Raw genomic sequence first — 25895 nt, forward strand, 5'->3', positions numbered from 1 at the left:
GGGTTCCCGTACGGCGCGCACGGCCGGCACCGCGTCCGCCGTCACCTCACGGCTTGAGCGGGTCGTGTCCGAGGGACATCAGCCGGTGCCTGCGGGGGGTGTCCTCGGCCTCGGGCTCGTTCTCCACGTCGACCTCCGCGCTGACGGTGTCCACGACCTCGTACATCACCTCGATGTCCTCGTCGGTCAGGTCCGTCCGCCGCTTCTGGAGGATCGCCAGGACATGCTGCCCCGTCGGATCGCCGGCGTGCTCCGGCAGCGGCTCCGAAAACTCGTCGGCGTCGCTCACCCGCAGCCAGGCGGCGAGTTCCTGCGAGGTCATGTTCACCACGCGGTGGAAGTCCTCCCACAGCGCGTCGAGTTCGAGGGCGTCGGTCATCGGGTGCCCCTTCCGTGTGCGTACGTCCGCCGGTGTGGCGTCAGCTGTCCTTGGGCCAGTTCTCCGCGTCGAACATCCAGCGCTGCTTCTCCAGTTCCGCGGTGATCGAGATCAGCAGGTCCTGGCTGACCGGGTCGGCCTTCTCCGTCGCCTCGATGCGCTCCCGCAGACGTCCGATGGCCGCCTCCAGGGACTCGACCATGAGCCCGACGACCTCGGTGTCCCGCACCCAGCCGTCCTTCGGGCCGGGCAGGGTGAAGGCCGACGCGATGGTCTCGGGCCGGCCGTCCGGCGGCAGCCCGAGCGCGGCGGCGCGCTCCGCGACCGTGTCGGAGAACTCGCGGGCGGCCGTGACCACCTCGTCGAGCTGGAGATGGATGGAACGGAAACGCGGCCCCACCAGGTTCCAGTGGGCCTGCTTCCCGATCAGGGAGAGCCCGACGAGATCCACCAGCGTGCTCTGCAACGCGTCCCCGGTGACCTGGCGGGCGTCTTCGGGAAGCGTGCTCTTCATGACAGTCATACGGTGCTCCTCCTTCTGGCACGGTCGATGCCGGCACGGAGCAGTTCGTCGCGTTCCTGCTCGCAGGTTCCGCCCCACACGCCCGAGGTCTGCCCGCTGCTCAGTGCCAGATCGAGGCACTCGGCGGTGACCGGACAGCGGGCACACACGCGCTTGGCCGCCGCGGTGTCCCGCAGCGCCGGGCCTTGTGTGCCCACGGGGAAGAACAGCTCGGGGTCCTCTCCCACACAGGCCGCTCGACGCAACCACTCCATGGGGGCGCGGGTGCCCCGGGCGTACTCGTGCAAACAGCAGGTGTCTCAGTGTGTGAGCACGTCGTCGATGAAGTCCGTCACGTGCGCGAAGACCTCCGCCTTGTTCGTCTCGTGGAACACCTCGTGCCGGGCGCCGGCGTAGATCCGCTCGGTGTACGCCTCCCCCCGGATCTCCTCGACGCCGACCCGGCTCCCGGCGAGCGGGACCAGCCGGTCGTCGTCGCCGTGCAGCCACAGCAGCGGGAGCGGGCCGAGGCCGCCACCCTTGGACACGGTCTCCAGCGTGCGCGCGAACGCCTCCAGCGTCGGCCGCTTCATCGGCCCATGCCAGACGAGGGGATCCGCGGCGTACGCGGCGCCCACGCCGGGGTCGCGGGAGAGCGAGGCCGGGCTGATGGGCGTGTCGGGGATCTCGTCCAGGGCGAGCAGCGCCCCCGGCAGCTCCCATGCGCCGATCACCGGCCCCGACAGGACGAGTGCGGCGAGCTCGTCGCCGTAGCGCTGGGCGAAGCGGGCGGCCATCAGGCCGCCCATGGAGTGGCCGACCATGACGAGCGGTACGCCGGGGTGCGCTTCCCGGACCAGGTCGGCCACCGTATGCACGTCCGTGACGACGTCCTCGAAGTCCTCGATCAGGACCCGCTCGCCGGACGACTTCCCGTGGCCGCGGTGATCGGGCCCGAAGACGGCCGCGCCGTGCGCCCCGAGGACCCCGGCGAGCTCCTCGTACCGGCCGATGTGCTCGCCGTAGCCGTGCACCAGCAGGGCCGTGTAGCGGGGCCGGTTCTTCGGCCAGGTGCGGACGGTGAGGGAGCCGTGGGTTCCCGTGAGGAGGTGCTCGGGCATGTCTGCTCCAGCTGGTCGGGGTCCGGTGCGGGCGGTGCCGATTAAAGCGGCTCGGTGACGGGCGGGGGAGTGCGCCTCCTGCGCGCCTCCTGTGTGCCTCAAAGACCACTTGGCGGCTCGATGGGAGTACGCCCGCACGACCACTCGGTGGGGGTGCGCGAACAGGACCACTCGGCGAGACGGCACTTACCAGGGCCGTTACCTGCATCTAGCATCGGTCTCCGCATGGACACGATGACGCTCTGGCACATTTCCGGCTGGGAGTTCGCCGCGCTCGCCGCCGCGGCCCTGCTCGTCGGCTTCTCCAAGACGGCCGTCAGCGGGGCCAACACGGTCAGCCTCGCGATCTTCGCCGCCGTACTGCCCGCCCGCGCCTCCACCGGCGCGCTGCTGCCGATCCTGATCGCCGGGGACGTGCTCGCGGTGCTCACCTACCGACGGCACGCCCACTGGCCCACGCTGTGGCGGCTGTTCCCCGCGGTGGCGGTCGGCGTGATCGCGGGCACCCTGTTCCTGGAGTGGGCGGACGACGGGATCGTACGGACGTCGATCGGCGCGATCCTGCTGCTGATGGCCGGGGTGACGGTCTGGCGCCGCCGCACGGCCGACGCCGAGGAGGAACCCGACTCGGTCGCCACCCGCGCGGGTCGCGTGAAGGCCCGCTCCTACGGCGTCCTCGGCGGCTTCACCACCATGGTCGCCAACGCGGGCGGCCCGGTGATGTCGATGTACCTGCTCTCGGCGGGCTTCCGCAAGCTCGGCTTCCTCGGCACCTCGGCCTTCTTCTTCCTGATCGTCAACGTCTCCAAGGTGCCCTTCAGCGTCGGCCTCGGCCTGATCGACGGCCGTTCACTGCTGCTCGACCTCGCCCTCGTGGTGTTCGTCGTACCCGGTGCTCTCATCGGCAAGTGGGCGGTGAACCGGATCAACCAGCGGCTCTTCGAGCGGATCGTGATCGCGGCGACGGTGGTGGGGGCGGTGCAGCTGCTGGTGCGGTGACGTCTGCCTAGGGGTCTGTCGTCTGCCTGTGGGCCTGTGGAGTGCCTACGCGCCTGTCGACCCGCGCAGCAGCGCCGGCAGGTCGGCGAAGGACTCGATCACGTGGTCGGGCGTGCCGGTGGCGGCCCGGTGGGTCTCCGGAAGGTACTTGCCTGTCTTCACGAGGACCCCGGTCAGGCTGGCCCGCTGTGCGGCGAGGACGTCCGACTCGATGTCGTCGCCCACCATCAGCGCCTCGTCCGCCCTGGCCCCGAGCCGCGCGAGCGCCGCCTCGAAGAACGCGCGCGACGGCTTGCCGGTGACCTCGGCCTCGGTCCTGGCGGCCTTCTCCAGCCCGGCCAGGAAGGCCCCGGCGTCGAGCTGGAGCCCGTCGTCGGTACGCCAGTACAGATTGCGGTGCATCGCCACCAGCCGGGCCCCGCGCTGGAGGTGCCCGAAGGCTTGGTTGAGCGCCGCGTAGCCGAACTCCGGCCCGGCACCCCCGAGGACGACGACCTCGACGTCCTCGGACTCCGGGCCGACGAGCGTGAGGCCGACGAGATCCTCCGCGATGTCCCCGCTGTTCAGCAGCGTGCAACGGGCTCCGGGGCAGTGGTCGGCCAGATACGCGGCGGTGACCGCGGGCGCGGTGAGGATGTCCTCCGGCGCGACGGGGAACCCCGCCGCCGCGAGCGTGGAGGCGATCGAGGCCCGCGTCCGCGAGGTCGTGTTGGTCACCAGCGCGACCCCGAAACCCGCGTCCCGCACCTCCCGCAAGGCCGCCACCGCCCCCGGCAACGGCTCCCACGACACGGTGAGAACTCCGTCGATGTCGATCAGGACCGCGCGTACGGATGCCATGTCGGGACGATAGCGAGTGGGGGCGGGGAGCGCCTGTTGCGGTGCGTGGCCGTGTGGGCGGGGCGTGCCGTGCGTGCGGTGGGCGTGATGGGGCCGGCCTGCGTGATGGGTCCGGCCTGTGCGGGGTGCACGGGGGCGGGGTGCACGGGGTGTGCGGGGTGCGTGGCGTGTGCGGGGTGTGCCCCTGACCTCGTACGCTGACCGCCATGTCCCCCCACGTCCTGATCCTCGGCGGCACCACCGAGGCCCGTGAGCTGGCCGCCGTGCTCGCGGGGCGCCCGGGGGTCCGGGTGACCACCTCCCTCGCGGGACGGGTGGCCCGGCCGGGGGCGATCGTGGGGGAGGTGCGGGTCGGGGGCTTCGGCGGTGCGGAGGGCCTCGCCGAGTGGCTGCGGGAGGAGCACGTCGACACCCTGGTCGACGCCACGCACCCCTTCGCCCGCGCCATCACCGCCAACGCGGCCCGGGCCGCCGCGCTGACCGGCGTACCCTCGCTGGTGCTGCGCCGCCCCGGCTGGCGCCCCGGCCGGCAGGACCGCTGGCACCTGGTCGACTCCCTCGACGAGGCCGCGCAGTCGCTGCCGGGTCTCGGCCGACGGGTGTTCCTGACCACCGGCCGGATGGAACTGGCCGCGTTCGCCCACCTCACCGACCTCCACTTCGTCGTACGGTCGGTGGAGCCGCCCGAGCCGCCGATGCCGCCGCACACCGAAGTGCTCCTGGCCCGCGGCCCGTTCACGGTGGCGGACGAGTCGGCGCTCCTGAAGAACCACCGCATCGACGTCCTGGTGACCAAGGACAGCGGGGGAGCGGCCACGGCCGCCAAGCTCACCGCCGCCCGCGAACTGGCCCTGCCCGTCGTGGTCGTACGCCGACCACCCCTGCCGGCCGGGGTCACGGAGGTACCGGACGTGGCGGGAGTCCTGCGGCGGCTCGATCTCAACTCGCCGTGACCGAGCCCCGCATGCGGTCGATCGCGCGCAGCACCTCGTCACGGTTCTTCGCGCGCTTGACCCACGCGGGCAGCCGGGCGACACAGGTCATCTTCCGGCCGTGCTCGTACCAAGGGTCCCGCTCACGCAGCGAGGCGGCGACGAACCGCCGGATCAGGTCCAGATGCGCGAGGTTGTACGCCCACAGCTCCCCATGCCTGGTCCCGGCACACAGCCACAGCGGGGGCCGGCGGCAGCCGTTCACGACCCGGGACAGCCCGCACGAGCGGCAGATCACGCGCGACTCCGGGCGAGCCGTCCGCCCCGAAGGTGCGCTCCGCTCCAAGCCGGCGCTCCCCTCCAAGCCGGCGCTCCCCTCCAAGCCGGCGCTCCCCTCCAAGCGGACGCCCCGCTCGAAGTGGGCGAGCCGGTCGCAGCGCGGGCACCGCACGAGCGCCGAGCCGCTGAAGTCGTAGGCGAGCGAACCTGGGTCGTGGAAGCGGACGGGGGCGGGAGACATGCCGTGAGTATGGCGGGCGCCCGTTCCGCCGGGCACGCGGTTTTCAGGCGGGGGTGCCTCTTCAGGCGGTAGTGCTCTCCGCCAACTCCTTCGCGCGCTGCGGGATCCCGGTGCTCAGGTCCTCCACCAGGAGGCGCTTGGCGATCGTGTCCACGGCGGCGCGCAGATCCGTGCCCGAGGGGCGGCCGATGTCCTGCTGCACCCGGTCCGCCAGCCAGTTGCCCCACGCGGTGCTGATCACCCGCGCCTCGCGCGCACCCCCCTCGGTGTGCGAGAGGAGATGGCCCGCGCGGGTCAGATACCCCTCCTCGACCATCCGGTCGAAGACGGGCAGCAGCACCTCGGGCGGCAGATGCCGGCGCGCGGCGATCATGCCGAGGCTGGCGTGGCCGACCATCCGCGTGTGCAGCTCCACCTGCATCACGGCCCAGGCCCCGGCGATGTCGAGCCGGGTGTCGGAGTCCGTGATGATCCGGCGCGCGGTGTCGAGATCGGTACTGCCGATGATCTTCCCCACGGCGGCCTCCAGCACCCGCTGCGAGTCCGCTCCGGACGGTGACGCGAACCCCTCGCCCATGTCGGTCGAACCGGCCCGCGCGCTGTCCCGCAACTGGACCTGCTTGAGGAACAGGGCGACGACGAAGCCCAGCGCGGCCACCGGCACGGTCCACAGGAAGACGGTCTGGAGGGTGTCGGCGTAGGCGTCGATGATCGGTGCGGCGACGGCCGACGGCAGCCGGTGCAGACCCTCCGGGCTGGTCGCGGCCTTGGTGACGGCGGCCGCGTCCAGTCCGCCCCCGCCCGCCTGTACGGCGGAGGTGATGCCGTCCTTGAGATTCGGGGTCAGGGAGTTGGTGTAGATCGTGCCGAAGACCGCGGTGCCGAAGGAACTGCCCAGCGTACGGAAGAAGGTGACGCCGGAGGTCGCGGTGCCGAGGTCGGCGTACTCGACGGTGTTCTGCACGGCGATGGTCAGGACCTGCATGCACAGGCCGATGCCGGTGCCCAGCACGAACATGTACAGCGACTCCAGCCAGGCGCCGGTGGACGGCCCCATCAGGGACATCAGGAACAACCCGAGCCCCATCACCAGGGAGCCGACGATCGGGAAGAGCCGGTACTGTCCGGTCCTGCTGACCACGTTGCCGCTCACGACCGACGCGATGAGCAGGCCGATCACCATGGGCAGGGTCCGTACGCCGGAGATCGTGGCCGAGTCGCCGTCGACGTACTGGAGATAGGTCGGCAGATACGTCATCGCGCCCAGCATCGCGAAGCCGACGATGAAGCTGAGGATCGAGCAGACCGTGAACACCGGGTTGGCGAACAGCCGCATCGGCAGCATGGGTTCGGCGGCCCGGGTCTCCACCCAGCAGAACAGCCCGAGCGCGAGCGCACCGCCGACGAACAGGCCGATGATGACGGCGGAGCCCCACGCGTACTCGTTGCCGCCCCAACTCGTCGCCAGGATCAGGGCGCTGGCGCCCACGGCGACGAACGCGATGCCCAGGTAGTCGATCACCGGCCGCGCGGCCGACTTCACGACGGGGATGGTGCGGGCGGCCGCGACAACCACGAGGATCGCGATCGGGACGTTGACGTAGAACGCCCAGCGCCAGGTCAGATGGTCGGTGAACAGCCCGCCCAGCAGCGGACCGATGACGGTGGCCACCCCGAACACGGCACCGATGGCGCCCTGGTACTTGCCGCGCTCGCGCAGCGGGATGACGTCGGCGATCAGCGCCATCGCCGTCACCATCAGACCGCCGGCCCCGATGCCCTGCATCGCCCGCCACGTGATCAGCAACGACATGTTGGAGGCGAGCCCGCACAGGAACGAGCCGGTGATGAACACGATCGCCGAGACCTGGAAGACCACCTTGCGCCCGAACAGGTCACCGAACTTGCCGACCAGCGCGGTCGAGACGGTCTCCGCAAGGAGATACGACGTCACGACCCACGACATGTGCTCGGCGCCGCCGAGGTCCGACACGATGGTCGGCAGGGCGGTGCCCACGATGGTCTGGTCGAGGGCGGCGAGCAGCATCCCCAGCATGATCGTCACGAAGACGACATTGCGCCGGCGCGTGTCCAGCACGGGGGGCTGGGTGGCGGTGGCGGCGGGCGGCGCGGATTCCGCGGAGTGCTCAGCGACTGTCACAAGGGCACGATCACACCGCTGGGCCATCCGTGCATGCCGGGCGGTCCGGGCGGGTGCCGGCCGTACGCCCGGATGCCGGTCGTCCTGCGGATGGCTGCCGTACGCCCGGATGCTGGTCGGAGGCCCGGATGCTGGCCGTGCTCCCGCGCCCGGCCGTTCTCCCGTGCCTACCGTTGCTTCGGGTTACGGCGGAGCAGATACGTGTCCATGATCCAGCCCTTGCGCTCGCGGGCCTCGGCCCTCAGCCGCTCGATCCGGGGGGCGGCCTCGGCGATCGGTCCCGACGCGAGGATCTCGTCCGGTGTGCCTATGTAGGCGCCCCAGTAGATGTCGATGTCCTGGTCGGCGTAGGCCCGGAAGGACTGGTGGGCGTCGAGCATCACCACCACGTCGTCCACGCCCTCCGGGAACTCCTCCGCCAGCCGCCGGCCGGTGGTGATCTGCACCGGGCGGGCGACGCGGTTCAGCCCGGTGCGGTGGCGGGCGACGAGCGCCGAGACACTGCTGATGCCGGGCACGACGTCGTATGCGAAGTCCACCGAGCCGCGCTCCAGGATCTCCTCCAGGATGCCGAGCGTGCTGTCGTACAGCGCGGGATCGCCCCACACGAGGAACGCGCCGCTCTCCTCCTCGCCCAGCTCATCGGAGATCAGCCGCTCGTAGATGTCCGCGCGGGCGCTGCGCCAGTCCCCGACGGCGGGGGAGTACGCGGAGCCTCCCGCACGCCGGTCTCGCTCCGGGTCCCGGGCCTCGACCACGCGGTAGCCGCCCTCCGGTATGTGCGCGTCCAGCATGTCCCGGCGCAGCCGCGTCAGGTCGCTCTTCACCTCGCCCTTGTCCAGGACGAAGAACACGTCCGTGCTCCGCAGCGCCCTGACCGCCTGAAGCGTCAGCTGCTCGGGGTCGCCCGCGCCGATACCGATGACATGAATCTTTCGCACCCCCCGAGTCTGCCGCACCCCACTGACAGCGGGTTCACTGCGTCGGGGCTTAGGGTCGCGGTGGGGCTTCGCCGACGAAGAGCGGACCCCGGCCCGTGCGCCGAACACCGCGCTTCCGGCGGCCCCACGACCCGGGGTGCCGAGCTCGCGTACCACTCCGCAGCGCGGCCTGGGCGGAATGCTCGCGCGCTACCCCAGCATCGGCCGCAGCGCTCGCATGCCCCCTCGCTGCCGAACCCAGGACCCGCGCGTCACCCCCGAAGTCGAACACAGGGCCGTAAGTCATCCCCGCAGCCGAGGGCTCCAGACCTGCGAGTCCACCGGTGTGCCCGTGCGTTCCACGTCCTCCGCCAGGTGGCGCGCCCACTGGGCGAGCCCGGTGAGGTCCATGTCGTACGGCCGCTGCCGCCCCGCCTCCGACGCGGCCCACTCCGTCACCGCCCCGGCGCCGCGCCGCAGCAGTCTCGCGCCGCCGGTGACGTTGCCGCGGGCCGCGTGCGTGAGGCCCACGGCGAGCTGGGCCAGCCCCCGCCACAGGCCGCGCTCCTCCTCGGGCCCCGACTTCCAGGCGTCCTCGAAGACCTCGTGGGCATGGAAGGGACGCCCCGCGTCCAGCAGGTCCTGGGCCTCGGCCACCGTCTGCGCCGGAGCGCGCACCACGCCCTCCGGCTGCCGGGCGACGCCCTCCGAGCCGTACGGCAACGGCCGCCCGAGTCCGTCCCGCGGCCGTGCGTTGCGCGCCCGCCCTTCGCTGTCGCGGTCCCGCGGGCCCGTCTGCCGTCCTGAGGATGTACTGGCCATACGTCGATTGTCCCGCGCCCGGTGCCCGCTTCGGCCGGGCCCCCGGCGTGGGGTAAAGTTCTGTACGCGCGTTCCCGCGATCCACCGCGGGCAGCGCACCGGGACGTGGCGCAGCTTGGTAGCGCACTTGACTGGGGGTCAAGGGGTCGCAGGTTCAAATCCTGTCGTCCCGACGGTGCGAAGGGTCTTCACGGGCGAGAGCCTGTGGGGGCCCTTTTCGCATGGGCCGCGTTGTCAGTGCCGCCTGTCATGATCCGCTCGGGAAGCGGGCTCTCTGCCCGGGATCAGGCCGGCGTCCCAGCCCCCTGCCTCGCCGGTTCCGGGCGGTGGATTCCGTGGGGGCGGTAGCCGAGGTCGTCGGAGCGGTCCAGGAGGTCTGCCAGGTACCAGATGATGGCCAGCCACATCTCCGTGCCCTGGAGGCCGGGTTCGGGGCCGGGGCCCTCGGTGCCCGGGCCGAAGCCGAAGCCCTGGCCCGGCTGCCAGCGCGACAGGGCCGCGGACAGCTGCCGCTCGGCCCAGTCGCGGATCTCGCCCGAGCGGTAGCCGTCAGTGCCCTGCCCGAGCCGGCGGGTGGTGAGCCACAGGGGGTGAGCGACGTCCAGTACGTTGCAGGCGTTCTCCCGGCCCGACCCGAAGTACCGCGCGTCACGGGCGTGGTCCAGGACGGCGTCCACGACCCGTTCCGGGTACGGCACCGGCAGCCCGAACTGCGCGAACGAACCCCGTGTGAGCCGGTAGTAGCCGTTGACCACCTGAAGACGGCCCGCCTGTGCCGAGGGGCTGCCCCACATGCCGGTCCACGGATCGGCCCTGGTGAGCAGCCAGCCGAACAGCGCCTCCAGGGTCGCGTCACCGCCCTGACCGCCGTGCCGCAGGTTCCAGTGCGCGGCCGTGGACCAGGAGTCGATCCAGGCACCGGCACCCCACGCGCCCGTGTCCCACGGCAACTCCTCCAGCCGTACGATGAGTTGACGTGCCGTCATGTTCCGTACGCCGGCCACCGGATGGGGGAGGCCGGTGCCCATCAGGTCGAGGGCGTATCCGACGCACAGCACGTGATAGAGCGCCGCGCCCTCCCCGATGAACCCGTCCGCCTCCGCCACCGGCGACGGCTCACCGAACTCCGGCACGAGGCCGCTCTTCGGATCCTGCAACCCGCTCAGGCGGGCGACGTGCTCCTCGGCGGACAGCTGCTGCGGCACGGTTCCGAGCAGCAGGTCGGCGATCTCCACGGCGTCGCAGTGGGCCCGCACGGAGGGTGCGGCACCGGGCCGGTCGACGTACCGCTCACCGTCCCAGCAGGGGTCGAGCAGGTCGGCGACCTGGCCGCGGGCACCGTCCGCGAAGACGGTCAGCGCGCTCGGGCGGCGCGCGGGAGTGGCGGACGGACGCTCGCCGTCCCGCGAGTCCCGTCGGTCCCGCAGCACCCGCGCCGGATTCCCCGCCGCCACCGACCACGCCGGCAGGTCCCTCGTGACCACCGCCCCCGCCCCGATCACGCAGTGGTCGCCGACGCTCACGCCGTCCACGACGACCACGTGGGAGCCGATCCAGACGTCGTCCCCGACGCGGATGCCGCGGCTGGTGAGTGGCTGCTGGTGGACGGGGCGGTCAGGGGCCATGGAGTGGTTGAAGCCGAGCAGCGAGGTGTGGGCGCCGATGCGGACGCCGGCGCCGAGCACGACGTCCCCGCGCACCGTGGTGAACGGGTTGAGCGTGCAGTGCGGACCGGTGCTCAACTCCCCGGTGACATAGGCGTGCGCCGCGATGTACGAGTCGTCGCCGAGCCGCAGCCGGTCCGGGAAGACCGCCGCGGACTCGGCGACGTAGCACCGCTCACCGAACTCGGTGTCGCCGCCGATCGCCCGCCGGACCTGAAGCTGCGCGGCGCGCTGTTCCTCGGTCGCCTCGTCGGCGAAGAGCCAGGGGCAGTGGTCGAAGTGCCGCAGGGACGGCCGTGGCGGAAGACCCGGTTGATCCATACGTGCACGCTAAGCAGCGCGAGGCCCTGCCGGGAAGGGGGTGCCTCGCGCGACGCGGCCCGCACCGAAGTGGTAGAAGCGGTCATGACCAACTCGCACTTCCCCCGCTCCTCCCGCCGCCCGGCCGGTGTCCGATGACCGAGGGCATCGACACCCCCGACCGCCGCGGCCGCACCGGACTCGACCGCACCGGCCTGGACCTGACCCGCAACCCGCGCGTCAAGGTCCGGGACGTGAAACTCCTGTCCAGCCACTGGTACGTCGAGCGGGCCACGACCTACGACCTCCAGCGCGCCGACGGCAGCTGGAGCACCCAGCAGCGCGAGACCCACGACCGCGGCAACGGGGCCACCATGCTGCTCTACGACACGGCACGGGAGACCGTCCTGCTCACCCGCCAGTTCCGCTACCCGGTGTACGTCAACGGACACCCGGACGGACTGCTGATCGAGACCCCGGGCGGTCTGCTCGACGACGATGACGAGCACCCCGAGATCGCGGTGCGGCGCGAGGTCGTAGAGGAGACCGGGCACACCATCGGCGAGGTACGGCACGTCTTCGACGTCTACATGAGCCCCGGTTCGGTCACCGAGCGCGTCAGTTTCTATGCCGCCGAGTACGCCCCGTCGACCCGCACCCACGAGGGTGGCGGCCTCGACGAGGAGGGCGAGGACATCGAGATCCTCGAACTGCCCTTCCGCCGCGCCCTGGAGATGATCCGGAGCGGCGAGATCGCCGACGCCAAGACCATCATGCTGCTCCAATGGGCGGCGCTGGAGGGCCCGTTCGCCAAGTGAGCGCGTGAGCCCTTGACTTGAAGTGCGCTTCAAGATGAAGACTCCCGGGTGTGCCCGAAGACGGGTGCACACGGGAGGGAATCACCATGAAGTACCGCACCATCGGCACCGACCCGGCGACCCGCCGCGAGGTCAGCGTCCTCGCGCTCGGCGCCATGCTGTTCGGCTCACGGACCGACGAGGAGACCTCCTTCGCCGTCCTCGACCGCTATGTCGAGGCGGGCGGCACCTTCATCGACACGTCCGACAACTACGCCTTCTGGGAGGACGGCGGCCAGGGCGGCCAGAGCGAGGAACTGCTCGGCCGGTGGCGGCGCAGCCGCGGCATCGGCGACGAGATCGTCATCGCCACCAAGCTGGGCGCCCGCCCGCTGGCCCCCGGCACGAGCTACGTCGACAACGCCGAAGGGCTGTCGGCGAAGGTGATCCGGGAGTCCGCGGAACGCAGCCGCGAACGCCTCGGCGTGGCGAAGCTGGATCTCCTCTACGCGCACATCGAGGATCACCGGGTCCCGCTCCAGGAAACGGTCGAGGGCTTCGCCGAACTGGTGGCCGAGGGCACGGTGGGCCTGCTGGGCGTGAGCAACCACGCCACCTGGCGCGTCGAGCGGGCCCGGGCGCTCGCGGCGGCGGCCGGGCTCCCCGGCTACGAGGTGCTCCAGTACGCCCACAGCCACCTGCGCCCCCGTACCGACGTTCCCGAGCCCCTGTTCCCCGACGGCAGCCTCGGCCACGCGGGCCCGGACCTGCTGAGCTATCTGCGCGCGGAACCCGGCCTCACCCTGGTCGCGTACTCACCGCTCCTGAAGGGCGCCTACACCCACCCGGACCGCCTTCCTGCGGACTTCGACCACCCGGGCACCCCGCCGCGCCTGCGGGCCCTGACCGAGGTGGCGAAGGAGACGGGCGCGACCGTCAACCAGGTCGTCCTGGCCTGGCAGATCGGCAGCGACCTGCCGATCGTCCCGCTGGCCGGGGTGTCGTCCGTGGCCCAACTGGAGGAGAACCTGGCGGCGGTGGATCTGGAGCTCTCGGGGGAGCAGCGGGCCAGGCTGGACGCGGTGCGCTGAGGCCGATGGGCCGGGGCGCTGCCCGACAGGGTTCAGCCTGTTGCGGCGAAGCGGTCGAGCAGCGCGTCCAGCCCCGCCGTCAACCCCTCGGACCCTCCGCGCTCGGCGAGTGCGGGGGCCACCCCCCGCAGTACGGGCACCTCGTGGGCCGGCATGCGGTGCAGGCCCAGGCGGAACGCCGGTTCCTCCTCGTCGGGGTTGTCCACCATCGGCCGCAGTTCGACGGTCACATAGCCGAGGAGCCAGGCCGTGAACGCCCGGAACGCGGCGGCGGCACGGTCGTCGTCGAGCCCGCCCTGGCGCAGCAGAGCGAGCACCCGCTCGTGGTCCCGCAGCACCGCGAGGGGCCGGCGGGCCAGCGGGACCGCGAGCATGCGGGTGGCGAGCAGCGGGACCGCCCGGGGGTGGGCGAGGCAGACGTCGTATGTCGCCCGGGCGACGCGGTGGAGTCCGGCACGCCAGTGGACGTCGCCGGACTCTCCTCCCAGGCGCTCCTCCAACTGGAGGTACAGCGCCTCGACCAGGCCGTCCAGCAGCTCGTCCTTGCTGGCCGCGTACCGGTAGAGCGCCATCGCCTCCACGCCCAGCTCGGACCCCAGGCGGCGCATGCTGAGCGCCGACAGCCCCTCTCGGTCCACCAGCTCCAGCGCGCTGGAGAGCACCCGTTCCCGGCTCAGCCGACCGTAGCGGCCACGGTCGCTGGCGCGCCGCGCCGGCTGCTCCCCCTTGGGCATCGCGTCATCCTCCACGTCGGCGATCTTCGCGCAATGGGTGTAAGTGTACAAATGAAACTTGTCGAGAGCGGCGACCATCAGCGGTCGAGTGCGGCAATGGCTTTGCGCAGAGCGCCGAGTGCGGGCTTCGCGCTTCCGTCGGCACGGCGCAGGCCGAAGAAGTTCTCCCTCGACGACGTGTCGGTGCCGGCATCGCGTTCGGAATACCAGAACAGCGCTGCCACGTGCGGAGTGAGGGCTGCGGTGCGCACCGCGTCCTCCGCGATCTCACCCTGCCGCTTCTCGGTCACGTGTGTCGTCGTGCCGGTCGGCTTCCGCCGCCCGTCCGACGCGGCGCCGGGACCGTCGGTGGGCGCCCCGTACTCGGTGATCCACAGGGGCATGCCGGGCGTGCCGTGCGCGGAGAGCACTCTCTCCAGGTCGGCGATGCGCTGCCATGCGGTTCTCCACGGCGTCTTGTCGCTCGCAAGATAGGGGTAGGTGTACGGGTGGTAGCCGACGGCGTCGACGAGGCGGTTACCGCCGCGCACCGACACGGCCGCGAGGAAATCGGTCTGTGAGATGCTCCCGCCCTGCGATTGCGTCGAGGCGAGGCCGCCGAGGATCACATACGCCGAGGGGTCCTCACGCCGAAGGGCCTGAGTTGTTGCCCGGAGCAGCGTCGTATAAGCGGCCGCATCGGGCTGGGGCTTCCAGAAATCGCGCAGATTCGGCTCGTTCCAGATTTCCCATGTGTGAATTCCGGAGGGTGCGTACCGTGCCGCAGCGGCCGCGGCGAAGGCCGCGAACGCCTTGGGGTCGGCTGGGCGGCACTTGTCGCTCGTGCATCCGCTCGGCCGCGCCCATGGTGGTGTGTAGCTGAGAATGGGCAGAAGCGTGAGGTCGCGCTGCTTGGCCGCGGTGACGACCCGGTCGAAGTTGTTCCATGCGAATTCAGCCGGCGCGTCGGGCTGGATGTCCCCCCAGGACAGGTCCGCCCGCACCCACCGGGCTCCCACGTCGACGGCCTCGTCGAGAGCGGTGCCGAGCTCCTTGTCGGACATCCCGACAAGGCGGTGGCCGTACGCGATACCGAGCCGCAGGGGATTTGGGTCATCTTTCGAACAGCCCGTGGTCAGGAGAGCCATGGCCCCCAAGGTGATCAGCGCGGTTGCACCGGCCAGCAGGCGAATCGGCATCAGGTTGATTTTCTCCCCTCGCGGGGTCTGCGCGTGCTCTTCAAGAGCTGGTCGGCCCGCCCGAACAGTTGCGCGTGCGAAAAGACGGCATCGGCCAGCGCTCGTACCGGAGCGTGACTTTTCCCGAGGGCGAAGGCGACTGGGTGCCGACGGCTCACCAATCCCTCCGAAACGCTCAGTTCACCCGTCTTGAAAGAGTCCTTGTACCGGCTCTCGCCACGTCCCAGATCCAGGTACGCGATGCCGTCCCGCGCTGCGGCCTCCGCCAGGTGCATCAGGAGGATCAGGCCCGGGGAGTACTTCGCGAACGCCGGGTCGTACGCCGGGAACCACCAGGCCAGTACCCGTTCGGTGCGCAGCCCGAAGTGCGCGGAGACGGGCCTGCCGTCCGCGTAGAGCACCGACAGGATGCCCGCGAACGGCTCGGAACGGGTGTGGAACAGCTGCTCCACGAGCTGGGTGATCCAAGGGCGCGCGAAGCGGTCGTTGAGACCTGTTCTGAGGTACTGCGCCGATTTCCACTCCATCAGTGTGCGCAGTGCCGCTGGGTCGCGCTCGTCGTGGACATAGTGCACGTCGGTGTGCTGCCGCTTGAGCCTGCGCTCCTTGGAGAGAGTGGTCCGGGTGAAGCTCGGGGACTTCTTGCGCAACTGGGCCAGGTAGGCATCCCAGCCCTCCGCCACGTCGATCACGGGCGAGGGAAAGCTGCCCGTCGCCGATCGCTCGAACGGATGCTGGCCGGCCGCGAGGTGGTCGAATTCCCAGAGAGCGAGGCCGCAAGCCGACAGAAGTTCGTCCGCACGCCACTGGAAACCGGGTCGGTGCACGAGCCCCTGGCAGTCGGACAGGCCGATGCCGACTGCGCGGCCCACTCCACCGGGAAAGCGCTGATACGGGAAGAAGGCCACCGGCTCGCCGGACGGTTCCCGAGCTACGGCGACCCGCACTCCGTGCTTGCGGCTGCCGACTGCCAGGGTGAACTCGGGAGACAGGAATGGATTCGCCATTTGGGGCCGGTCACGACAGGACGCCTGCGACTGCAGCGTTGTCCAGGCCATCCGATCTGCGGGAGTCAATTCGTCCGATCGGTACACGCTGACAACCATGAATTTCACCCTCTCTGTGCGTCCAGTGGGGAAAGCGGCGTTCAGGCGGCCACTGCCCGCCCGGATGCTGACTGCGGGTCGGCGAGATCGTTCTCGGGCAGCACCGGCATCCGTAGAACGCGTCGGTACAGCCGGTCGGCGCGAATGCCGAGGGTGTCCGGCCGAGCCGAGGCAATCCGTGCACCGCGGCCGTCCAGCCAGGCGCTCACCTCTTCGATGGTGGTCGCCGCCTGCATCGGTAGCCGTGCGAGGGCGAAAATGTTGTCTCCGACCTTGCTCAGCCTGCTGCGCACCGCGCAGGCCGAGTCGTATCCCGCCTGTGCGACCACCCGGCGAAGTCGCGAGGTGGAGTGACCGTACGGGTAGGCGAAGGAGCGGATCTCATGTCCGAGGGCGTCCTCGAGAAGCTCCCTGCTGCGGAGCACCTCGTCCGCCGCGATCCTGGGGTCGGCCAGATCGAGGTCCCTGTGGGTGTGTGAATGCGACCCGATCTCCACTCCCTGTTCCTCCAGCTCGGGAAGCTGGTTCCAGCTGACCATCGAATGCGGTGGGAACACGGTTTCGCGTGGGTGCCGGCCCTCCAGGGAGCCGGTGGCCGCGTAGAACGTACAGGGCAAGCCACGATCGGCAAGGCCGGGGACGGCGACGTCCGCGAAGTCGGCGAATCCGTCGTCGAACGTGATGACGAGGGGGTTTCGCGGCAGGGCACGGCGTCCGGCGGCCGCGTCGGCGAGGCGTGAGACCGGCACGACGGTTCGACCGCTGTCGAGGATCAGGTCGAGCTGCTGTGCGAAGTGGCCGGGAGTCACCGTGTACTCGGCGATCCAGGGTGCGGGGTAGTCAGAGACGCAGTGGTAGTTGAGGATCGGGATGGGGATCATGCCGGTGCTCCCTCCGGAAACGGGTGCTGGTCAGGTCCTCGCGCGGTGTGGAGGGCGCCGCCGCAATGACCCGTGTGGATCTCGGGGTGCATGGCCGACCGCAGCGCTTTCGGTGCGGTGGCGTGCCACCACCTCCTGCAGAGTGGCCACTTCCTCGGCCGCCTCCCGACGGGCGTCGAACATCTCCAGGAGACGGGCCCGGCCGGCCGCTCCCATCCGCGCCCGCATGGCCGGGGCCTCCAGCAGGGCCCTGAGGGAGGCGAGCAGCCCGCGGTCGTCACCGGGCTCCACCAGCAGGCCGGTTCGGCCGTCCGCCACCAGTTCCGGGACTCCGTTCACCGAGCAGGCGACGACGGGCAGTCCGGCCTCCATGGCCTCCAGGACGGCAATCGAGAACGCGTCTATGCGGCTCGGGAAGGCGAAGACCGCGGACGAGCGCAGGATCTCCCAGAGCCGGGGGTCGCCGGGGGAGATGTCGTTGACGACCGTGAGATTCCTGCCTTGTGGAACCCGTTCTCTGGTGATCAGGACCAGTTCACAGTGGTCGGCGAGGTGGCGCTGGTGCACTCGGACGAGTTGGTTTCCCCCTTTGCGTTCCAGTTGCGTCCCGACGAACACCACCCGGGGGAGGTGCGGGCGCAGCGTCCCTGGAGCGGCGGGCGGGTCGGCTTCGTGGGGGATGATGCCGGGCCTGATGACCCGCAAACGGCTGTCCCGGACGCCGTATCGGTCGCGGACAGACGCCGCGGCCGAGTCGGTCTTCGCGACGATCGCGCCCGCCGACCGGAAGACCGCCGTCTCGAAGCGCAGGGTGGGGCGCAGCATGGGCTCGGTCCACCGCGTGGGTTCCCGGTAGGGCAACGAGTACGCGTTGCGCGCGTTCGTCGTGTCCAGTCCCACCACCGACGGCTTCCGGCGCAGCGTCCCGGTGCTGAGCAGTACGGTGTTCTGGGTATAGGCGTGGATCGCGTCGAACTCCGCCTCGAGCCGGCGCAATCGGCTCCGTACCCAGGCGCTCGCCGCGAGTTGTGCCCGGAGGGGCTGGAGGTCCAGGTCGTAGCGGCGCAGGATGGGCAGTTGGGAGCCCACCATCATGCGGAGCAGTGAGGGCGGCGGTACATCGAGGAAATGCGCCTCGATCTCCGGATGCTCTTCGCGCAGCACCTGCCGAAGGTGAAGGTGCATGGTCGCGTGTCCGCCGAGGTTCTCGTTGACGAAGAGCACTCTCATCGCTCTTTCTCCCCTCGTCCTTGGGGTGAGGGTGTGTTGCCGGGGCCGCGGGGACGACCGTCCTTGTGTCGCACCGCCCGCAGCATCCGCAGGACCGTCGCGTACACGACGGCGGTCATGACCGCCCCGAGTGGCCAGGGGGCGATGCGGGCGATGGACCAGCCGACGACGGCTCCGCTCGCGGCGGCGCACAGCACGCTCCACCACGGCGGCATGGGGAGGGGGCGCATCCCGGGCACTTGACGCAGCAACAGCAGCATCAGGACGCAGACCAGAAGGTCGGTCACCAGGGTGCTGACCGCCGCGCCCAGATACGACCACCGGGGTATGACCAGGAAGTTCAGTGAAATGTTGACGATGAGGCCGAGCAGGGTGACCAGGGGATAGCGGCGGTGCAGCCCGGCCGCCACCAGACAGTTGAAGGCCAGGAAGGTGAAGAACGCGATGCACTCGGAAGCCACGACGATGCGCGCGGCATCGGCCGCCGGAGCGTATTCCGCGCCGTACAGCGTGCGAATCACCGACTCCGCGAAGACGGTGAACTCGCACACCGCCAGTCCGCCGAGCACGGCCAGCAGGTTCGCGGCACGCCCCGCGGCGGCCCGGAACGCCGCAGGCTCGTGCGGCCAGGCCCGCGCCAGCAGCGGCAGGACGGCCATGCCTACATAAAGCGATACGGAATGCGCCAGATCGACGAATTTGTACGCCACCCCGTAGGCGCCCGCGGCGGCGAACGAGGCCAGTTTTGTCAGCATCACCGAGTCGACCCGGTAATAGACCAGCATCAGGCCCACTCCGATCGACAGCGGCACGGCCTCGCGGAGCAGTGACCACCACTCGCGAAGGTCGATCCGGTAGCGGAGGGACACAATGCGGTGTGCCGCCGTTGCCTTCCAGGCGATCTCCAGCAGCTCGCACAGCACCACCGGAATGGTGAAGAGCAGGATCGTCCCGCCGGCCGACGCGATCGCCGCCGCCAGCGCCAGTTGGCCGACGGCGCCGAACGCGGCACTGGCGGCGACAGGGCGAAGCCTCATCCTGGCCTCGAAGACCGCGTTGTAGGCGTTCGCGGGTGTCGCCACGACCACCACCAGTGCGGCGACAGCGGTCGCACGGACCACGTCCGGCGGGTACCCGGCGACGGCGACGAAGCCCACGGCCAGCGCGTAGCCGACCACACCGAGGGCCAGCCGCAGCAGGACATAGCTCCCGCCGAATCTCCCGGGGTCGTTCAGCCCGGTGGAGAGGCGGACCACCGCTATCCGCCCGACCTGAAGGTCCGTGATGATGCTCAGCATCCCGAGGACGCTGAAGATGAAGGTGAACTTGCCGAAGTCGTCGGGCGTCAGAGAACGGACGACGATCAGTGACGCGATCCAGCTGAGTGCCGACGTCACCACCCTGCCCGTGGCCATGGTCCCGACGTTGGCGAGCAGACTCGCCGGGGACTTCGAAGGGCGCGCCGCCGTAGTGCCGCCCGACAGCACCCGGGCCGCGGGGACCTTGTGCAACATCGTCACTACGCCGTTCCGTACAGCGGGAAACAGTTTCTCGTGCGCCATCCTCGTGCGCTCTCCGTCATCAGGGACACCTGTCTGGCCTGACAGGTGATCGGCAGGAGAGGTTTCAGCCGCTCGGCGTCCCGGTGCGCCGTCTCGTCCTCGGCCATCGTCACGTGCGGGACGAACTCGGGGTACTGGCCCCCGTACGGCTGGTAGGCGGGCCAGTGCCGCATCACGAGGTCGACGAGGTCACCGAACGGCTCCGCCGGCACCGGCCGCAGGTACAGCACACCCGGGAAGCGCCCCACCTCGGTGAGCCGGAAACCGAACGGCGGGACCGAGGCAATGACGCGGGCCAGCTCTGCTTCCACGAGGCCGTCGATGCTGTGCGCCGGCAAGAAGGGATACATCACGGTGACGTGAGCCGGCACTCCGCCGGGATGCACGGACGTACCCCGCCACGCCCGCAGCGCGGTCGCCGCCTCGGGAACCGGGACCAGGAGGATGCTCGCGGGCCGCACGATGCGCATCGCGGCGCCCAGCAGGTTCGCGGGTACGGAGAGGACACCGCTCCTCATGGCGATCTCCTTCGCCTCACGAGCAGTTCTTCGAGAAGGGCGACGTCGTGCCGGTCCGACTTGCGCGTCGGATATCCCTGGTGGACCACGAGTTGGAGCCGGAGCGGCAGACAGGGCACCGGGTGTCCGGCGATCGTTCCGCAGTCGTCGAGCGTCGGATCGGTCGAGTTTGCAGTCGTTGCCGTAGCGGCCCGCCGGCCGTTCGTATGTCCGTTGAGCAGCGCCGCGAACGGCCAGCGGGCGAGATCGACCGGGAGCAGGTCGACGACGACCAGCCCGTCGTCCATCACCCAGCGCACCGGCATGGGACGGCCGTCGGGGTGGACCTCGTCGCTCAGCGGGCGGTAACCGAGTCCGGCCATGGCGCGTTTGGCCCTCTCCTCGACGCCGTCCTCCCAGGCCAGCACGACGTCGATGTCGAGGTGGCGCCGCGTCTGCAGGCCCATGAGGGCGTCCACACCCCAGCCACCCGCCAGCCACCGCCGCACATCGGCCCGGTTCAGAGCGTCGAGCACGGCGAGTACGTCCACCGCGGGTGCCGTGCGCATCACTTCCCGTTGCAGCATCGGAATCGCCACGAGGAACCCGAACGGGGAACGGTCGACGGCCCGTCCGACAGAGCGGGCCGCGCGCAGCGCCCGACGCGTCGCGCGTGTCGCTCCGGGAGCGTCCGGCCGTCGGCCCGGTCGTATGTGCATGCTGCGCCCCCTCTCAGGCGTCGGTCGACGCGCACCCGGGGCAGGACCGGTGACGTCTGGCGAGTGAGGTTTGAACTGTATATTTACGTCGTATACGTCCATATTGGTGATGTTTCGCCCCATGGTCAAGGGGTCGCCCTCCGGCTTCGAGGGCCTGCGCCCACGCGTCGGCGGACCCTAGAGCGATCGGAAGAGTTCGAGGTAGCGGTCGGTCAAGGCGGGCCAGGCGTACCGTTCGACCGCGCGCTGTCGGCCTGCTGCGCCCATGCGGTCGGCGAGGTCGCCGTCCTGCAGCAGCCGTCGGCAGGTCGCGGCCAGTGCGTCCGTGTCCCCGGGCGGAACCAGCAGTCCGGTGACACCTGGGACCATCACGTGGGGGATGCCCCCCACATCGGAGCCCACAACGGGCGTGCCGCAGGCCATCGCTTCGATCACTGCCATCGGATGGCACTCGGCCTCCGTCAGCGAGGGCAGGACCTGCACCGCGGCACCCTGCATCGCCGCGACCAGCCCGCCCCCGGTGAGCTCGCCGGTGAATTCCACGCGGTCGGTGATGCCGAGCTGCTCGGCCAGCGCGATGTGATCGGGGAGGGCATCCCCGCCGCCCACGAGTCTGAGCCGTGCGTCGGGCAGGTCGGTCAGGGCCGCGAACGCCCGGAGCAGGACATCGACACCCTTCCACGACGACGCGCGGTCCATCCGGCCGACGTAGACGATGGTGCGTGGCCGCGTCGAAGCCGGCGGGCCCGGCGTGAACCGTTCGAGATCGGCACCCGGCGTGATCACGACGGCCCCCGGGCGGCCGAACGCCAGCGAGGTCGGGGAGACGGCGACAAGGGCACGGGTCCGTGAGAACACGCGCGGCAGCACAAGCCTCTCGTACACACCCAGGAGACGGTCGCGGTACCGGTGACCCTTGATCATCGATCCGGCGTGGTACGTCAGCACGGCCGGACGCCGCCCGGACAGGAGGACCGCCAGGTCTCCCAGGCCGGGCACCGGTGCGTGCGCGTTGACGATGTCGACGCCAAGCCTTCGCAGCCAGCGGCGCAGTTGCAGCGGCCACAGCAGGCTCACCGGCGCGTTGACCAACCGGCGCGACCACGTCCCCAGCCGAATGACCGGTACGTCGCCGTCGAATCCGACCGAGGTGCGCCACCCGACCGGGCTCGCGGTGATGACCACAGCTCGCATGGCGGGCTCGTCGGCGACCGCGCGGGCGATGCGCCGTGCGTAGTTCTCCGCGCCGCCGACCCTCGGCCAGAAGTTGGGCGCGACCACGGCGACCGTGCGCACCGGGCCGTGGCGTCGGCCTGGGGAAAGGTCGGCTTCCCGGGGCGCGCGGATGTCATCGGGCTTCCGCACGGACTTCATCCTTTCCCGGCCCCCTTCTCGCGGGGGTCGGGTGCTTCAGGCAGAAGGGACCGGAAGAGTTGCAGGTATCGGCCGGTCAGACTCGGCCAGGCGAAATGCTCCACCACCCGCTGCCGGCCCGCTGCGCCCATGCGGTCGGCGAGATCGCCGTCCTGCAGCAGCCGTCGACAGGCCCCAGCCAGTGCATCCGTGTCCCCCGGTGGAACGAGCAGCCCGGTGGCACCCGGCGCGATGACGTGGGGAATGCCTCCCACATCGGACCCCACCACGGGCGTGCCGCAGGCCATCGCCTCGGCCAGCACCATGCCGAAGCACTCCACCTCCGACAGCGAGGGCAGTACGAGCACGGCAGCGTTCTGCATCGCGGTGACGAGGTCGGCATCCGGAATCTCGCCGGTGAATTCCACGCGGTCGGTGATGCCGAGCTGCTCGGCCAGCGCGACGTGATCGGGGAGGGCATCCCCGCCGCCCACGAGTCTGAGCCGTACGTCGGGCAGTTCGGCCAGGGACACGAACGCCCGGAGCAGGACATCGATCCCCTTTTCTGAGGAGGCGCGCAGCATCCTCCCCACGTAGACGACGGTGCGTGGCCGCGTCGATGCCGGCGGGCCCGGCGTGAACCGGTCCACATCGACACCGGGAGTGATCACGACGGCCCCGGGGCGGCCGAAGGCCAGCGAGACCGGTGAGACGGCGACGAGCGCACGGGTCCGCGAGAACACCCGCGGGAGTATGTGCCGCTCGTACCAGCGGATCGCACGGTCGACGTTCTTACGGCCCTTGCTCATCGAACCGGCGTGATACGTCAGTACGGCCGGGCGCGGCCCGGACACGGCGACCGCCAGATCCCCCAGGCCCGGTACCGGGGCGTGCGCATTGATGACGTCGACCTTGAGAAGGCGCAGCCAGTGGCGCAGTTGCATGGGCCACAGCGGATTCACGGGCGTATTGGACAAGCGTGCCCAGGTCCCCAGCCTGATGACCGGCACGTCACCTGCGTCAACGCCGAATGTCGTACGCCGCCCGGTCGTGTTCGAGGTGATCACGACGGCCCGCATCGCCGGGTCGTCGGCGACCGCGCGGGCGACTTGAGCGGCGTAGTTCTCGGAGCCACCGATGTGTGGCGGGTAGTACGGGGCGACGATCGCGACAGTGCGTACCGGGCCACGGTTGCGGCCGTGGACACGGTCGGCAGTTTCGGCAGTGGGGTCGGACTGATGCTCCTGGGCGTTTTTCATCGCAGCATTGCCTTTCCCGTCAGGGCCGATGTCGAGGAACTCGTCGACGCTCTGCCCGGCGCCGGTGTCGCAGGGAGTAGTGATCGGAAGAGTCGGAGGTAGCGCTCGGTCAGGGCCGGCCAGGCATACCGGTCGACCGCACGCCGTCGGCCTGCTGCGCCCATGCGGTCGGCCAGCTCCCCGTCCAGCAGCAGCCGCCGACATGCCGCGGCCAGCGCATCAGGGTCGTTGTGCGGGAACAGCAGCCCGGTGACGCCCGGTGTGATCACATGCCGTGGCCCTCCTGCGTCCGAGCCCACGACGGGCGTGCCGCAGGCCATCGCCTCGACCAGCACGGTTCCGAAGGACTCCGCATCGGTCTGCGAGGGCAGTACGAGCACGGAAGCGGACCGCAGTGCGTCGAGCAGGGTGTCGGCGGGGACACGGCCGGCGAACTCCACACGCTCGGCGATCCCGAGCCTCTCCGCATCGGCCATGTGATCGGAGAGCGCGTCCCCGCCGCCCATCAGGCGCAACCGCACGTCGGGCAGGTCGGTCAGGGTCGCGAACGCGCGGAGCAGGACATCGACGCCCTTCCATGGAGAGGCACGGTCCAGCCGCCCGACGAAGACGATGGTGCGTGGCCGCGTCGAAGCCGGCGGGCCCGGCGTGAACCGGTCCACATCGACGCCCGGCGTGATCTCCATGGCCCCCGGGCGGCCGAAGGCCAGCGAGACCGGTGAACTGGCGACGAGCACCCGGGCGCGCGAGAAGACACGGGGCAGGACGTACCGCTCGTATGCGGTGACCAGGAGATCGACATCCTTGTGCCCCTGGACCATCGATCCGGCGTGGTAGGTCAGCACGGCCGGGCGCTCACCGGACACGGCGATCGCCAGATCCCCCAGACCGGGGACCGGGGCATGGGCGTTGACGAGGTCGACGTCGAGGCGGCGCAGCCAGCGGCGCAGTTGCAGCGGCCACAGCGGACTGATCGGAGTGTTGAGATGGCGCGCCCATGTCCCCAGGCGGATCACCGGCAGGTCGCCGTCGACCCCGACCGAGCTGCGCCACCTGCTCGGGTGTGCGGTGATGACGACCGCCCGCATCACGGGGTCCTCGGCGACCGCGTGGGCGACGCGCCTCGCGTAGTTCTCGACGCCGCCGATCTTCGGGAAGTAGTTGGGAGCGACGACGGCGACCGTGGGTATCCGGCGGCCCTGGTCCGCGGCGCGGTCGAAGACCTCGACCGTACGGTCCGACTGGCGCTCCCATGACAGCTCGCGGGCCGCCTGCTCACGCCCCGCGGCCCCCAGACGCCGGGCGAGCGCGTGGTCGGTCAGCACGGAGCCGATTGCTTCGACCAGCCCCGGGACGTCCCCCGGCGCGACGAGCAGGCCGTTGTCGCCATGTGTCATGAGGTGAGAGGCGGCGCCATCGACCGAGGCGGTGACGACCGGCCGCCCACAGGCCATTGCCTCGAGGAGCGCGTCGGGAGAACAGTCGCGGAGCGTGGGCAGTGCCAGGACTCGGCCGCGCCGGTAGGCCGCGGTCGGCTCCCGCTCCGCCGGCCGCCCGGTGAAAGTCACCTGGCCGTCCAGGCCCAGCCGACACGCCAGCCGCGCGTACTCGTCCCATGAGGAATCCCATGTCCTGGAGGAATCCCACGCCCTTGAGGCATCCCAACTCACCACCTCCAGATGCACATCCGGGACCGTGCGGGACAGCACACTCATCGCTCGCAGCAGATCGGACAGTCCCTGATGAGTGGCGGCGCGCTCCGGCGGGCCGGAGAACACGATGCGCGGTGTGTCAGGTACCAGGCTCGGGACGAAGAGCCCCGGATCGACGCCGGGCAGGATCGTGGTCGAGCGTCCGGCGAAGAGGTCGGGCAGGTCGGCGGCGGCCGGGCCTGACGAGCACACCACCTCCTGCGCCCGCCCCAGGGTCCGGGCCAGCACCGTACGCTCGTGCCTCGCCCGCAAGGGGCCGGACACAGCACGCCCCCTGCGCACCATCCCCGTGTGGCACGTCAGCACGAACGGCAGATCCCCGCAGGCGCGCGCGACGGCGTCGGCGAGGAGGGGATCCGACGTGCGCGTGTGCGCGTTGACCAGATCGACCCGTTCCGCCTCGATGACGCGGCGCAGACCGCGCCGCCAGTCGTATCGCCCACCCTCGGGCCCTGCCCTCGCGATCACCACGCGACAGCCGTGCCGTGACCGCAGCGACCGGGCGAGCTGCCCCACGTAGTGCTCCACCTCGCCCAGGTCCGGCTCGACGCCCGGCGATGCGAGCAGGACGGTGCGCGCTGTCATGGGGACCTCCGATCTGCTGTGTGCCGGGACG

Annotated in this window: 25 protein-coding genes and 1 tRNA gene; 5 read left to right on the forward strand and 21 right to left on the reverse strand. The window is 70.7% G+C overall.

Features of this window, described 5'->3' with window-relative positions; genetic code table 11:
* Nucleotides 1-46: 46 nt before the first annotated feature.
* The 4 genes from ACFULQ_RS00005 to ACFULQ_RS00020 are packed head-to-tail and all read right to left on the reverse strand — an operon-like array spanning nucleotide 47 to nucleotide 2002.
* Nucleotides 47-379, reverse strand: coding sequence for a DUF3140 domain-containing protein (locus ACFULQ_RS00005; protein WP_383535926.1), 333 nt, complete (start codon nucleotides 377-379; stop codon nucleotides 47-49).
* A gap of 40 nt (nucleotides 380-419) precedes the next feature.
* Nucleotides 420-902, reverse strand: a complete 483-nt coding sequence (locus ACFULQ_RS00010) for a Dps family protein (protein ID WP_383535928.1) — start codon at nucleotides 900-902, stop codon at nucleotides 420-422.
* Complete coding sequence (locus tag ACFULQ_RS00015) at nucleotides 899-1156, reverse strand: WhiB family transcriptional regulator (protein WP_381295746.1); 258 nt, start codon at nucleotides 1154-1156, stop codon at nucleotides 899-901. Before ACFULQ_RS00015 ends, ACFULQ_RS00010 begins: the two co-directional genes overlap by 4 nt.
* Before the next feature lie 45 nt (nucleotides 1157-1201).
* Nucleotides 1202-2002, reverse strand: a complete 801-nt coding sequence (locus tag ACFULQ_RS00020) for an alpha/beta hydrolase (RefSeq protein WP_383535930.1) — start codon at nucleotides 2000-2002, stop codon at nucleotides 1202-1204.
* A 225-nt stretch (nucleotides 2003-2227) separates the two neighbouring features.
* Between ACFULQ_RS00020 and ACFULQ_RS00025 the strand changes: the two genes are divergently transcribed.
* Nucleotides 2228-3001 carry a sulfite exporter TauE/SafE family protein gene (locus ACFULQ_RS00025; protein WP_383535932.1) on the forward strand — a complete coding sequence of 258 codons (774 nt, stop codon included), beginning with the start codon at nucleotides 2228-2230 and terminating at the stop codon, nucleotides 2999-3001.
* Nucleotides 3002-3046: 45 nt separating this feature from the next.
* On the opposite strand, the gene ACFULQ_RS00030 is transcribed toward ACFULQ_RS00025, so the two are convergent.
* Nucleotides 3047-3841: an HAD-IIA family hydrolase gene (locus ACFULQ_RS00030; RefSeq protein ID WP_383535934.1), complete on the reverse strand. Its 795-nt coding sequence runs from the start codon at nucleotides 3839-3841 to the stop codon at nucleotides 3047-3049.
* Nucleotides 3842-4047: 206 nt separating this feature from the next.
* Between ACFULQ_RS00030 and ACFULQ_RS00035 the strand changes: the two genes are divergently transcribed.
* Entirely contained in the window at nucleotides 4048-4794 is a 747-nt protein-coding gene (locus ACFULQ_RS00035) for a cobalt-precorrin-6A reductase (RefSeq protein WP_383535936.1), read from the forward strand.
* On the opposite strand, the gene ACFULQ_RS00040 is transcribed toward ACFULQ_RS00035, so the two are convergent.
* From ACFULQ_RS00040 to ACFULQ_RS00055, 4 genes are all read right to left on the reverse strand, one after another.
* Complete coding sequence (locus ACFULQ_RS00040) at nucleotides 4781-5293, reverse strand: hypothetical protein (RefSeq protein WP_383535938.1); 513 nt, start codon at nucleotides 5291-5293, stop codon at nucleotides 4781-4783. The two genes, ACFULQ_RS00035 and ACFULQ_RS00040, sit on opposite strands and share 14 nt — an antisense overlap.
* Nucleotides 5294-5354: 61 nt before the next feature.
* On the reverse strand, nucleotides 5355-7454 hold the full coding sequence (locus tag ACFULQ_RS00045; protein WP_383535940.1) for an MDR family MFS transporter: 2100 nt from the start codon (nucleotides 7452-7454) through the stop codon (nucleotides 5355-5357).
* 167 nt (nucleotides 7455-7621) lie between these two features.
* On the reverse strand, nucleotides 7622-8395 hold the full coding sequence (cobF, locus tag ACFULQ_RS00050; RefSeq protein WP_383535942.1) for a precorrin-6A synthase (deacetylating): 774 nt from the start codon (nucleotides 8393-8395) through the stop codon (nucleotides 7622-7624).
* A 282-nt stretch (nucleotides 8396-8677) separates the two neighbouring features.
* The gene (locus ACFULQ_RS00055) at nucleotides 8678-9196 is read right to left on the reverse strand and encodes a DUF309 domain-containing protein (protein WP_383535943.1); all 519 of its coding nucleotides are present in this window, start codon (nucleotides 9194-9196) and stop codon (nucleotides 8678-8680) included.
* A 99-nt stretch (nucleotides 9197-9295) separates the two neighbouring features.
* Here ACFULQ_RS00055 and ACFULQ_RS00060 point away from each other — a divergent pair.
* Nucleotides 9296-9369: transfer RNA gene (locus ACFULQ_RS00060), tRNA-Pro, on the forward strand.
* A 111-nt stretch (nucleotides 9370-9480) separates the two neighbouring features.
* On the opposite strand, the gene ACFULQ_RS00065 is transcribed toward ACFULQ_RS00060, so the two are convergent.
* A complete protein-coding gene (locus tag ACFULQ_RS00065) occupies nucleotides 9481-11181 on the reverse strand; it encodes an acyltransferase (protein WP_383535945.1) in 1701 nt (566 codons plus the stop codon).
* A 134-nt stretch (nucleotides 11182-11315) separates the two neighbouring features.
* Between ACFULQ_RS00065 and ACFULQ_RS00070 the strand changes: the two genes are divergently transcribed.
* Both ACFULQ_RS00070 and ACFULQ_RS00075 read left to right on the forward strand, forming a co-directional pair.
* Nucleotides 11316-11978 carry an NUDIX domain-containing protein gene (locus ACFULQ_RS00070; protein ID WP_383535947.1) on the forward strand — a complete coding sequence of 221 codons (663 nt, stop codon included), beginning with the start codon at nucleotides 11316-11318 and terminating at the stop codon, nucleotides 11976-11978.
* 86 nt (nucleotides 11979-12064) lie between these two features.
* Entirely contained in the window at nucleotides 12065-13048 is a 984-nt protein-coding gene (locus ACFULQ_RS00075; protein WP_383535949.1) for an aldo/keto reductase, read from the forward strand.
* Nucleotides 13049-13080: 32 nt separating this feature from the next.
* On the opposite strand, the gene ACFULQ_RS00080 is transcribed toward ACFULQ_RS00075, so the two are convergent.
* From ACFULQ_RS00080 to ACFULQ_RS00130, 11 genes are all read right to left on the reverse strand, one after another.
* Complete coding sequence (locus ACFULQ_RS00080; RefSeq protein WP_383536308.1) at nucleotides 13081-13782, reverse strand: TetR/AcrR family transcriptional regulator; 702 nt, start codon at nucleotides 13780-13782, stop codon at nucleotides 13081-13083.
* Nucleotides 13783-13859: 77 nt separating this feature from the next.
* Nucleotides 13860-14960: a cellulase family glycosylhydrolase gene (locus ACFULQ_RS00085; protein ID WP_383535951.1), complete on the reverse strand. Its 1101-nt coding sequence runs from the start codon at nucleotides 14958-14960 to the stop codon at nucleotides 13860-13862.
* Complete coding sequence (locus ACFULQ_RS00090; protein ID WP_383535953.1) at nucleotides 14960-16066, reverse strand: GNAT family N-acetyltransferase; 1107 nt, start codon at nucleotides 16064-16066, stop codon at nucleotides 14960-14962. The genes ACFULQ_RS00085 and ACFULQ_RS00090 overlap by 1 nt, the downstream gene beginning before the upstream one ends.
* A gap of 41 nt (nucleotides 16067-16107) precedes the next feature.
* Nucleotides 16108-16947: a polysaccharide deacetylase family protein gene (locus ACFULQ_RS00095; RefSeq protein ID WP_383535955.1), complete on the reverse strand. Its 840-nt coding sequence runs from the start codon at nucleotides 16945-16947 to the stop codon at nucleotides 16108-16110.
* 30 nt (nucleotides 16948-16977) lie between these two features.
* Nucleotides 16978-18177 carry a glycosyltransferase family 4 protein gene (locus ACFULQ_RS00100; protein WP_383535957.1) on the reverse strand — a complete coding sequence of 400 codons (1200 nt, stop codon included), beginning with the start codon at nucleotides 18175-18177 and terminating at the stop codon, nucleotides 16978-16980.
* Entirely contained in the window at nucleotides 18174-19691 is a 1518-nt protein-coding gene (locus ACFULQ_RS00105) for an oligosaccharide flippase family protein (protein WP_383536310.1), read from the reverse strand. The genes ACFULQ_RS00100 and ACFULQ_RS00105 overlap by 4 nt, the downstream gene beginning before the upstream one ends.
* A 5-nt stretch (nucleotides 19692-19696) precedes the next feature.
* On the reverse strand, nucleotides 19697-20257 hold the full coding sequence (locus tag ACFULQ_RS00110; RefSeq protein ID WP_383535959.1) for a 2'-5' RNA ligase family protein: 561 nt from the start codon (nucleotides 20255-20257) through the stop codon (nucleotides 19697-19699).
* Nucleotides 20254-20955, reverse strand: a complete 702-nt coding sequence (locus ACFULQ_RS00115) for a nucleotidyltransferase domain-containing protein (protein WP_383535961.1) — start codon at nucleotides 20953-20955, stop codon at nucleotides 20254-20256. Before ACFULQ_RS00115 ends, ACFULQ_RS00110 begins: the two co-directional genes overlap by 4 nt.
* A gap of 177 nt (nucleotides 20956-21132) precedes the next feature.
* Nucleotides 21133-22320 carry a glycosyltransferase family 4 protein gene (locus ACFULQ_RS00120; protein ID WP_383535963.1) on the reverse strand — a complete coding sequence of 396 codons (1188 nt, stop codon included), beginning with the start codon at nucleotides 22318-22320 and terminating at the stop codon, nucleotides 21133-21135.
* A 5-nt stretch (nucleotides 22321-22325) separates the two neighbouring features.
* A complete protein-coding gene (locus tag ACFULQ_RS00125) occupies nucleotides 22326-23567 on the reverse strand; it encodes a glycosyltransferase family 4 protein (protein WP_383535965.1) in 1242 nt (413 codons plus the stop codon).
* Nucleotides 23564-25864 (reverse strand): glycosyltransferase family 4 protein, encoded by a 2301-nt coding sequence (locus ACFULQ_RS00130; RefSeq protein WP_383535967.1) that lies wholly within the window; start codon nucleotides 25862-25864, stop codon nucleotides 23564-23566. The genes ACFULQ_RS00125 and ACFULQ_RS00130 overlap by 4 nt, the downstream gene beginning before the upstream one ends.
* Nucleotides 25865-25895 lie beyond the last annotated feature (31 nt).

The organism is Streptomyces sp. NPDC057253 (assembly GCF_042669125.1).
In the GTDB taxonomy this organism is placed as follows: Bacteria; Actinomycetota; Actinomycetes; order Streptomycetales; family Streptomycetaceae; genus Streptomyces.

Bases quoted from the DNA above. Each gene is read 5' to 3' on its own strand.
- ACFULQ_RS00005 (WP_383535926.1), bottom strand. From the start codon at position 379: ATGACCGACGCCCTCGAACTCGACGCGCTGTGGGAGGACTTCCACCGC.
- ACFULQ_RS00010 (WP_383535928.1), bottom strand. From the start codon at position 902: ATGACTGTCATGAAGAGCACGCTTCCCGAAGACGCCCGCCAGGTCACC.
- ACFULQ_RS00015 (WP_381295746.1), bottom strand. From the start codon at position 1,156: ATGGAGTGGTTGCGTCGAGCGGCCTGTGTGGGAGAGGACCCCGAGCTG.
- ACFULQ_RS00020 (WP_383535930.1), bottom strand. From the start codon at position 2,002: ATGCCCGAGCACCTCCTCACGGGAACCCACGGCTCCCTCACCGTCCGC.
- ACFULQ_RS00025 (WP_383535932.1), top strand. From the start codon at position 2,228: ATGGACACGATGACGCTCTGGCACATTTCCGGCTGGGAGTTCGCCGCG.
- ACFULQ_RS00030 (WP_383535934.1), bottom strand. From the start codon at position 3,841: ATGGCATCCGTACGCGCGGTCCTGATCGACATCGACGGAGTTCTCACC.
- ACFULQ_RS00035 (WP_383535936.1), top strand. From the start codon at position 4,048: ATGTCCCCCCACGTCCTGATCCTCGGCGGCACCACCGAGGCCCGTGAG.
- ACFULQ_RS00040 (WP_383535938.1), bottom strand. From the start codon at position 5,293: ATGTCTCCCGCCCCCGTCCGCTTCCACGACCCAGGTTCGCTCGCCTAC.
- ACFULQ_RS00055 (WP_383535943.1), bottom strand. From the start codon at position 9,196: ATGGCCAGTACATCCTCAGGACGGCAGACGGGCCCGCGGGACCGCGAC.
- ACFULQ_RS00065 (WP_383535945.1), bottom strand. From the start codon at position 11,181: ATGGATCAACCGGGTCTTCCGCCACGGCCGTCCCTGCGGCACTTCGAC.
- ACFULQ_RS00070 (WP_383535947.1), top strand. From the start codon at position 11,316: ATGACCGAGGGCATCGACACCCCCGACCGCCGCGGCCGCACCGGACTC.
- ACFULQ_RS00075 (WP_383535949.1), top strand. From the start codon at position 12,065: ATGAAGTACCGCACCATCGGCACCGACCCGGCGACCCGCCGCGAGGTC.
- ACFULQ_RS00080 (WP_383536308.1), bottom strand. From the start codon at position 13,782: ATGCCCAAGGGGGAGCAGCCGGCGCGGCGCGCCAGCGACCGTGGCCGC.
- ACFULQ_RS00085 (WP_383535951.1), bottom strand. From the start codon at position 14,960: ATGCCGATTCGCCTGCTGGCCGGTGCAACCGCGCTGATCACCTTGGGG.
- ACFULQ_RS00090 (WP_383535953.1), bottom strand. From the start codon at position 16,066: ATGGTTGTCAGCGTGTACCGATCGGACGAATTGACTCCCGCAGATCGG.
- ACFULQ_RS00095 (WP_383535955.1), bottom strand. From the start codon at position 16,947: ATGATCCCCATCCCGATCCTCAACTACCACTGCGTCTCTGACTACCCC.
- ACFULQ_RS00100 (WP_383535957.1), bottom strand. From the start codon at position 18,177: ATGAGAGTGCTCTTCGTCAACGAGAACCTCGGCGGACACGCGACCATG.
- ACFULQ_RS00105 (WP_383536310.1), bottom strand. From the start codon at position 19,691: ATGTTGCACAAGGTCCCCGCGGCCCGGGTGCTGTCGGGCGGCACTACG.
- ACFULQ_RS00110 (WP_383535959.1), bottom strand. From the start codon at position 20,257: ATGAGGAGCGGTGTCCTCTCCGTACCCGCGAACCTGCTGGGCGCCGCG.
- ACFULQ_RS00115 (WP_383535961.1), bottom strand. From the start codon at position 20,955: ATGCACATACGACCGGGCCGACGGCCGGACGCTCCCGGAGCGACACGC.
- ACFULQ_RS00125 (WP_383535965.1), bottom strand. From the start codon at position 23,567: ATGAAAAACGCCCAGGAGCATCAGTCCGACCCCACTGCCGAAACTGCC.
- ACFULQ_RS00130 (WP_383535967.1), bottom strand. From the start codon at position 25,864: ATGACAGCGCGCACCGTCCTGCTCGCATCGCCGGGCGTCGAGCCGGAC.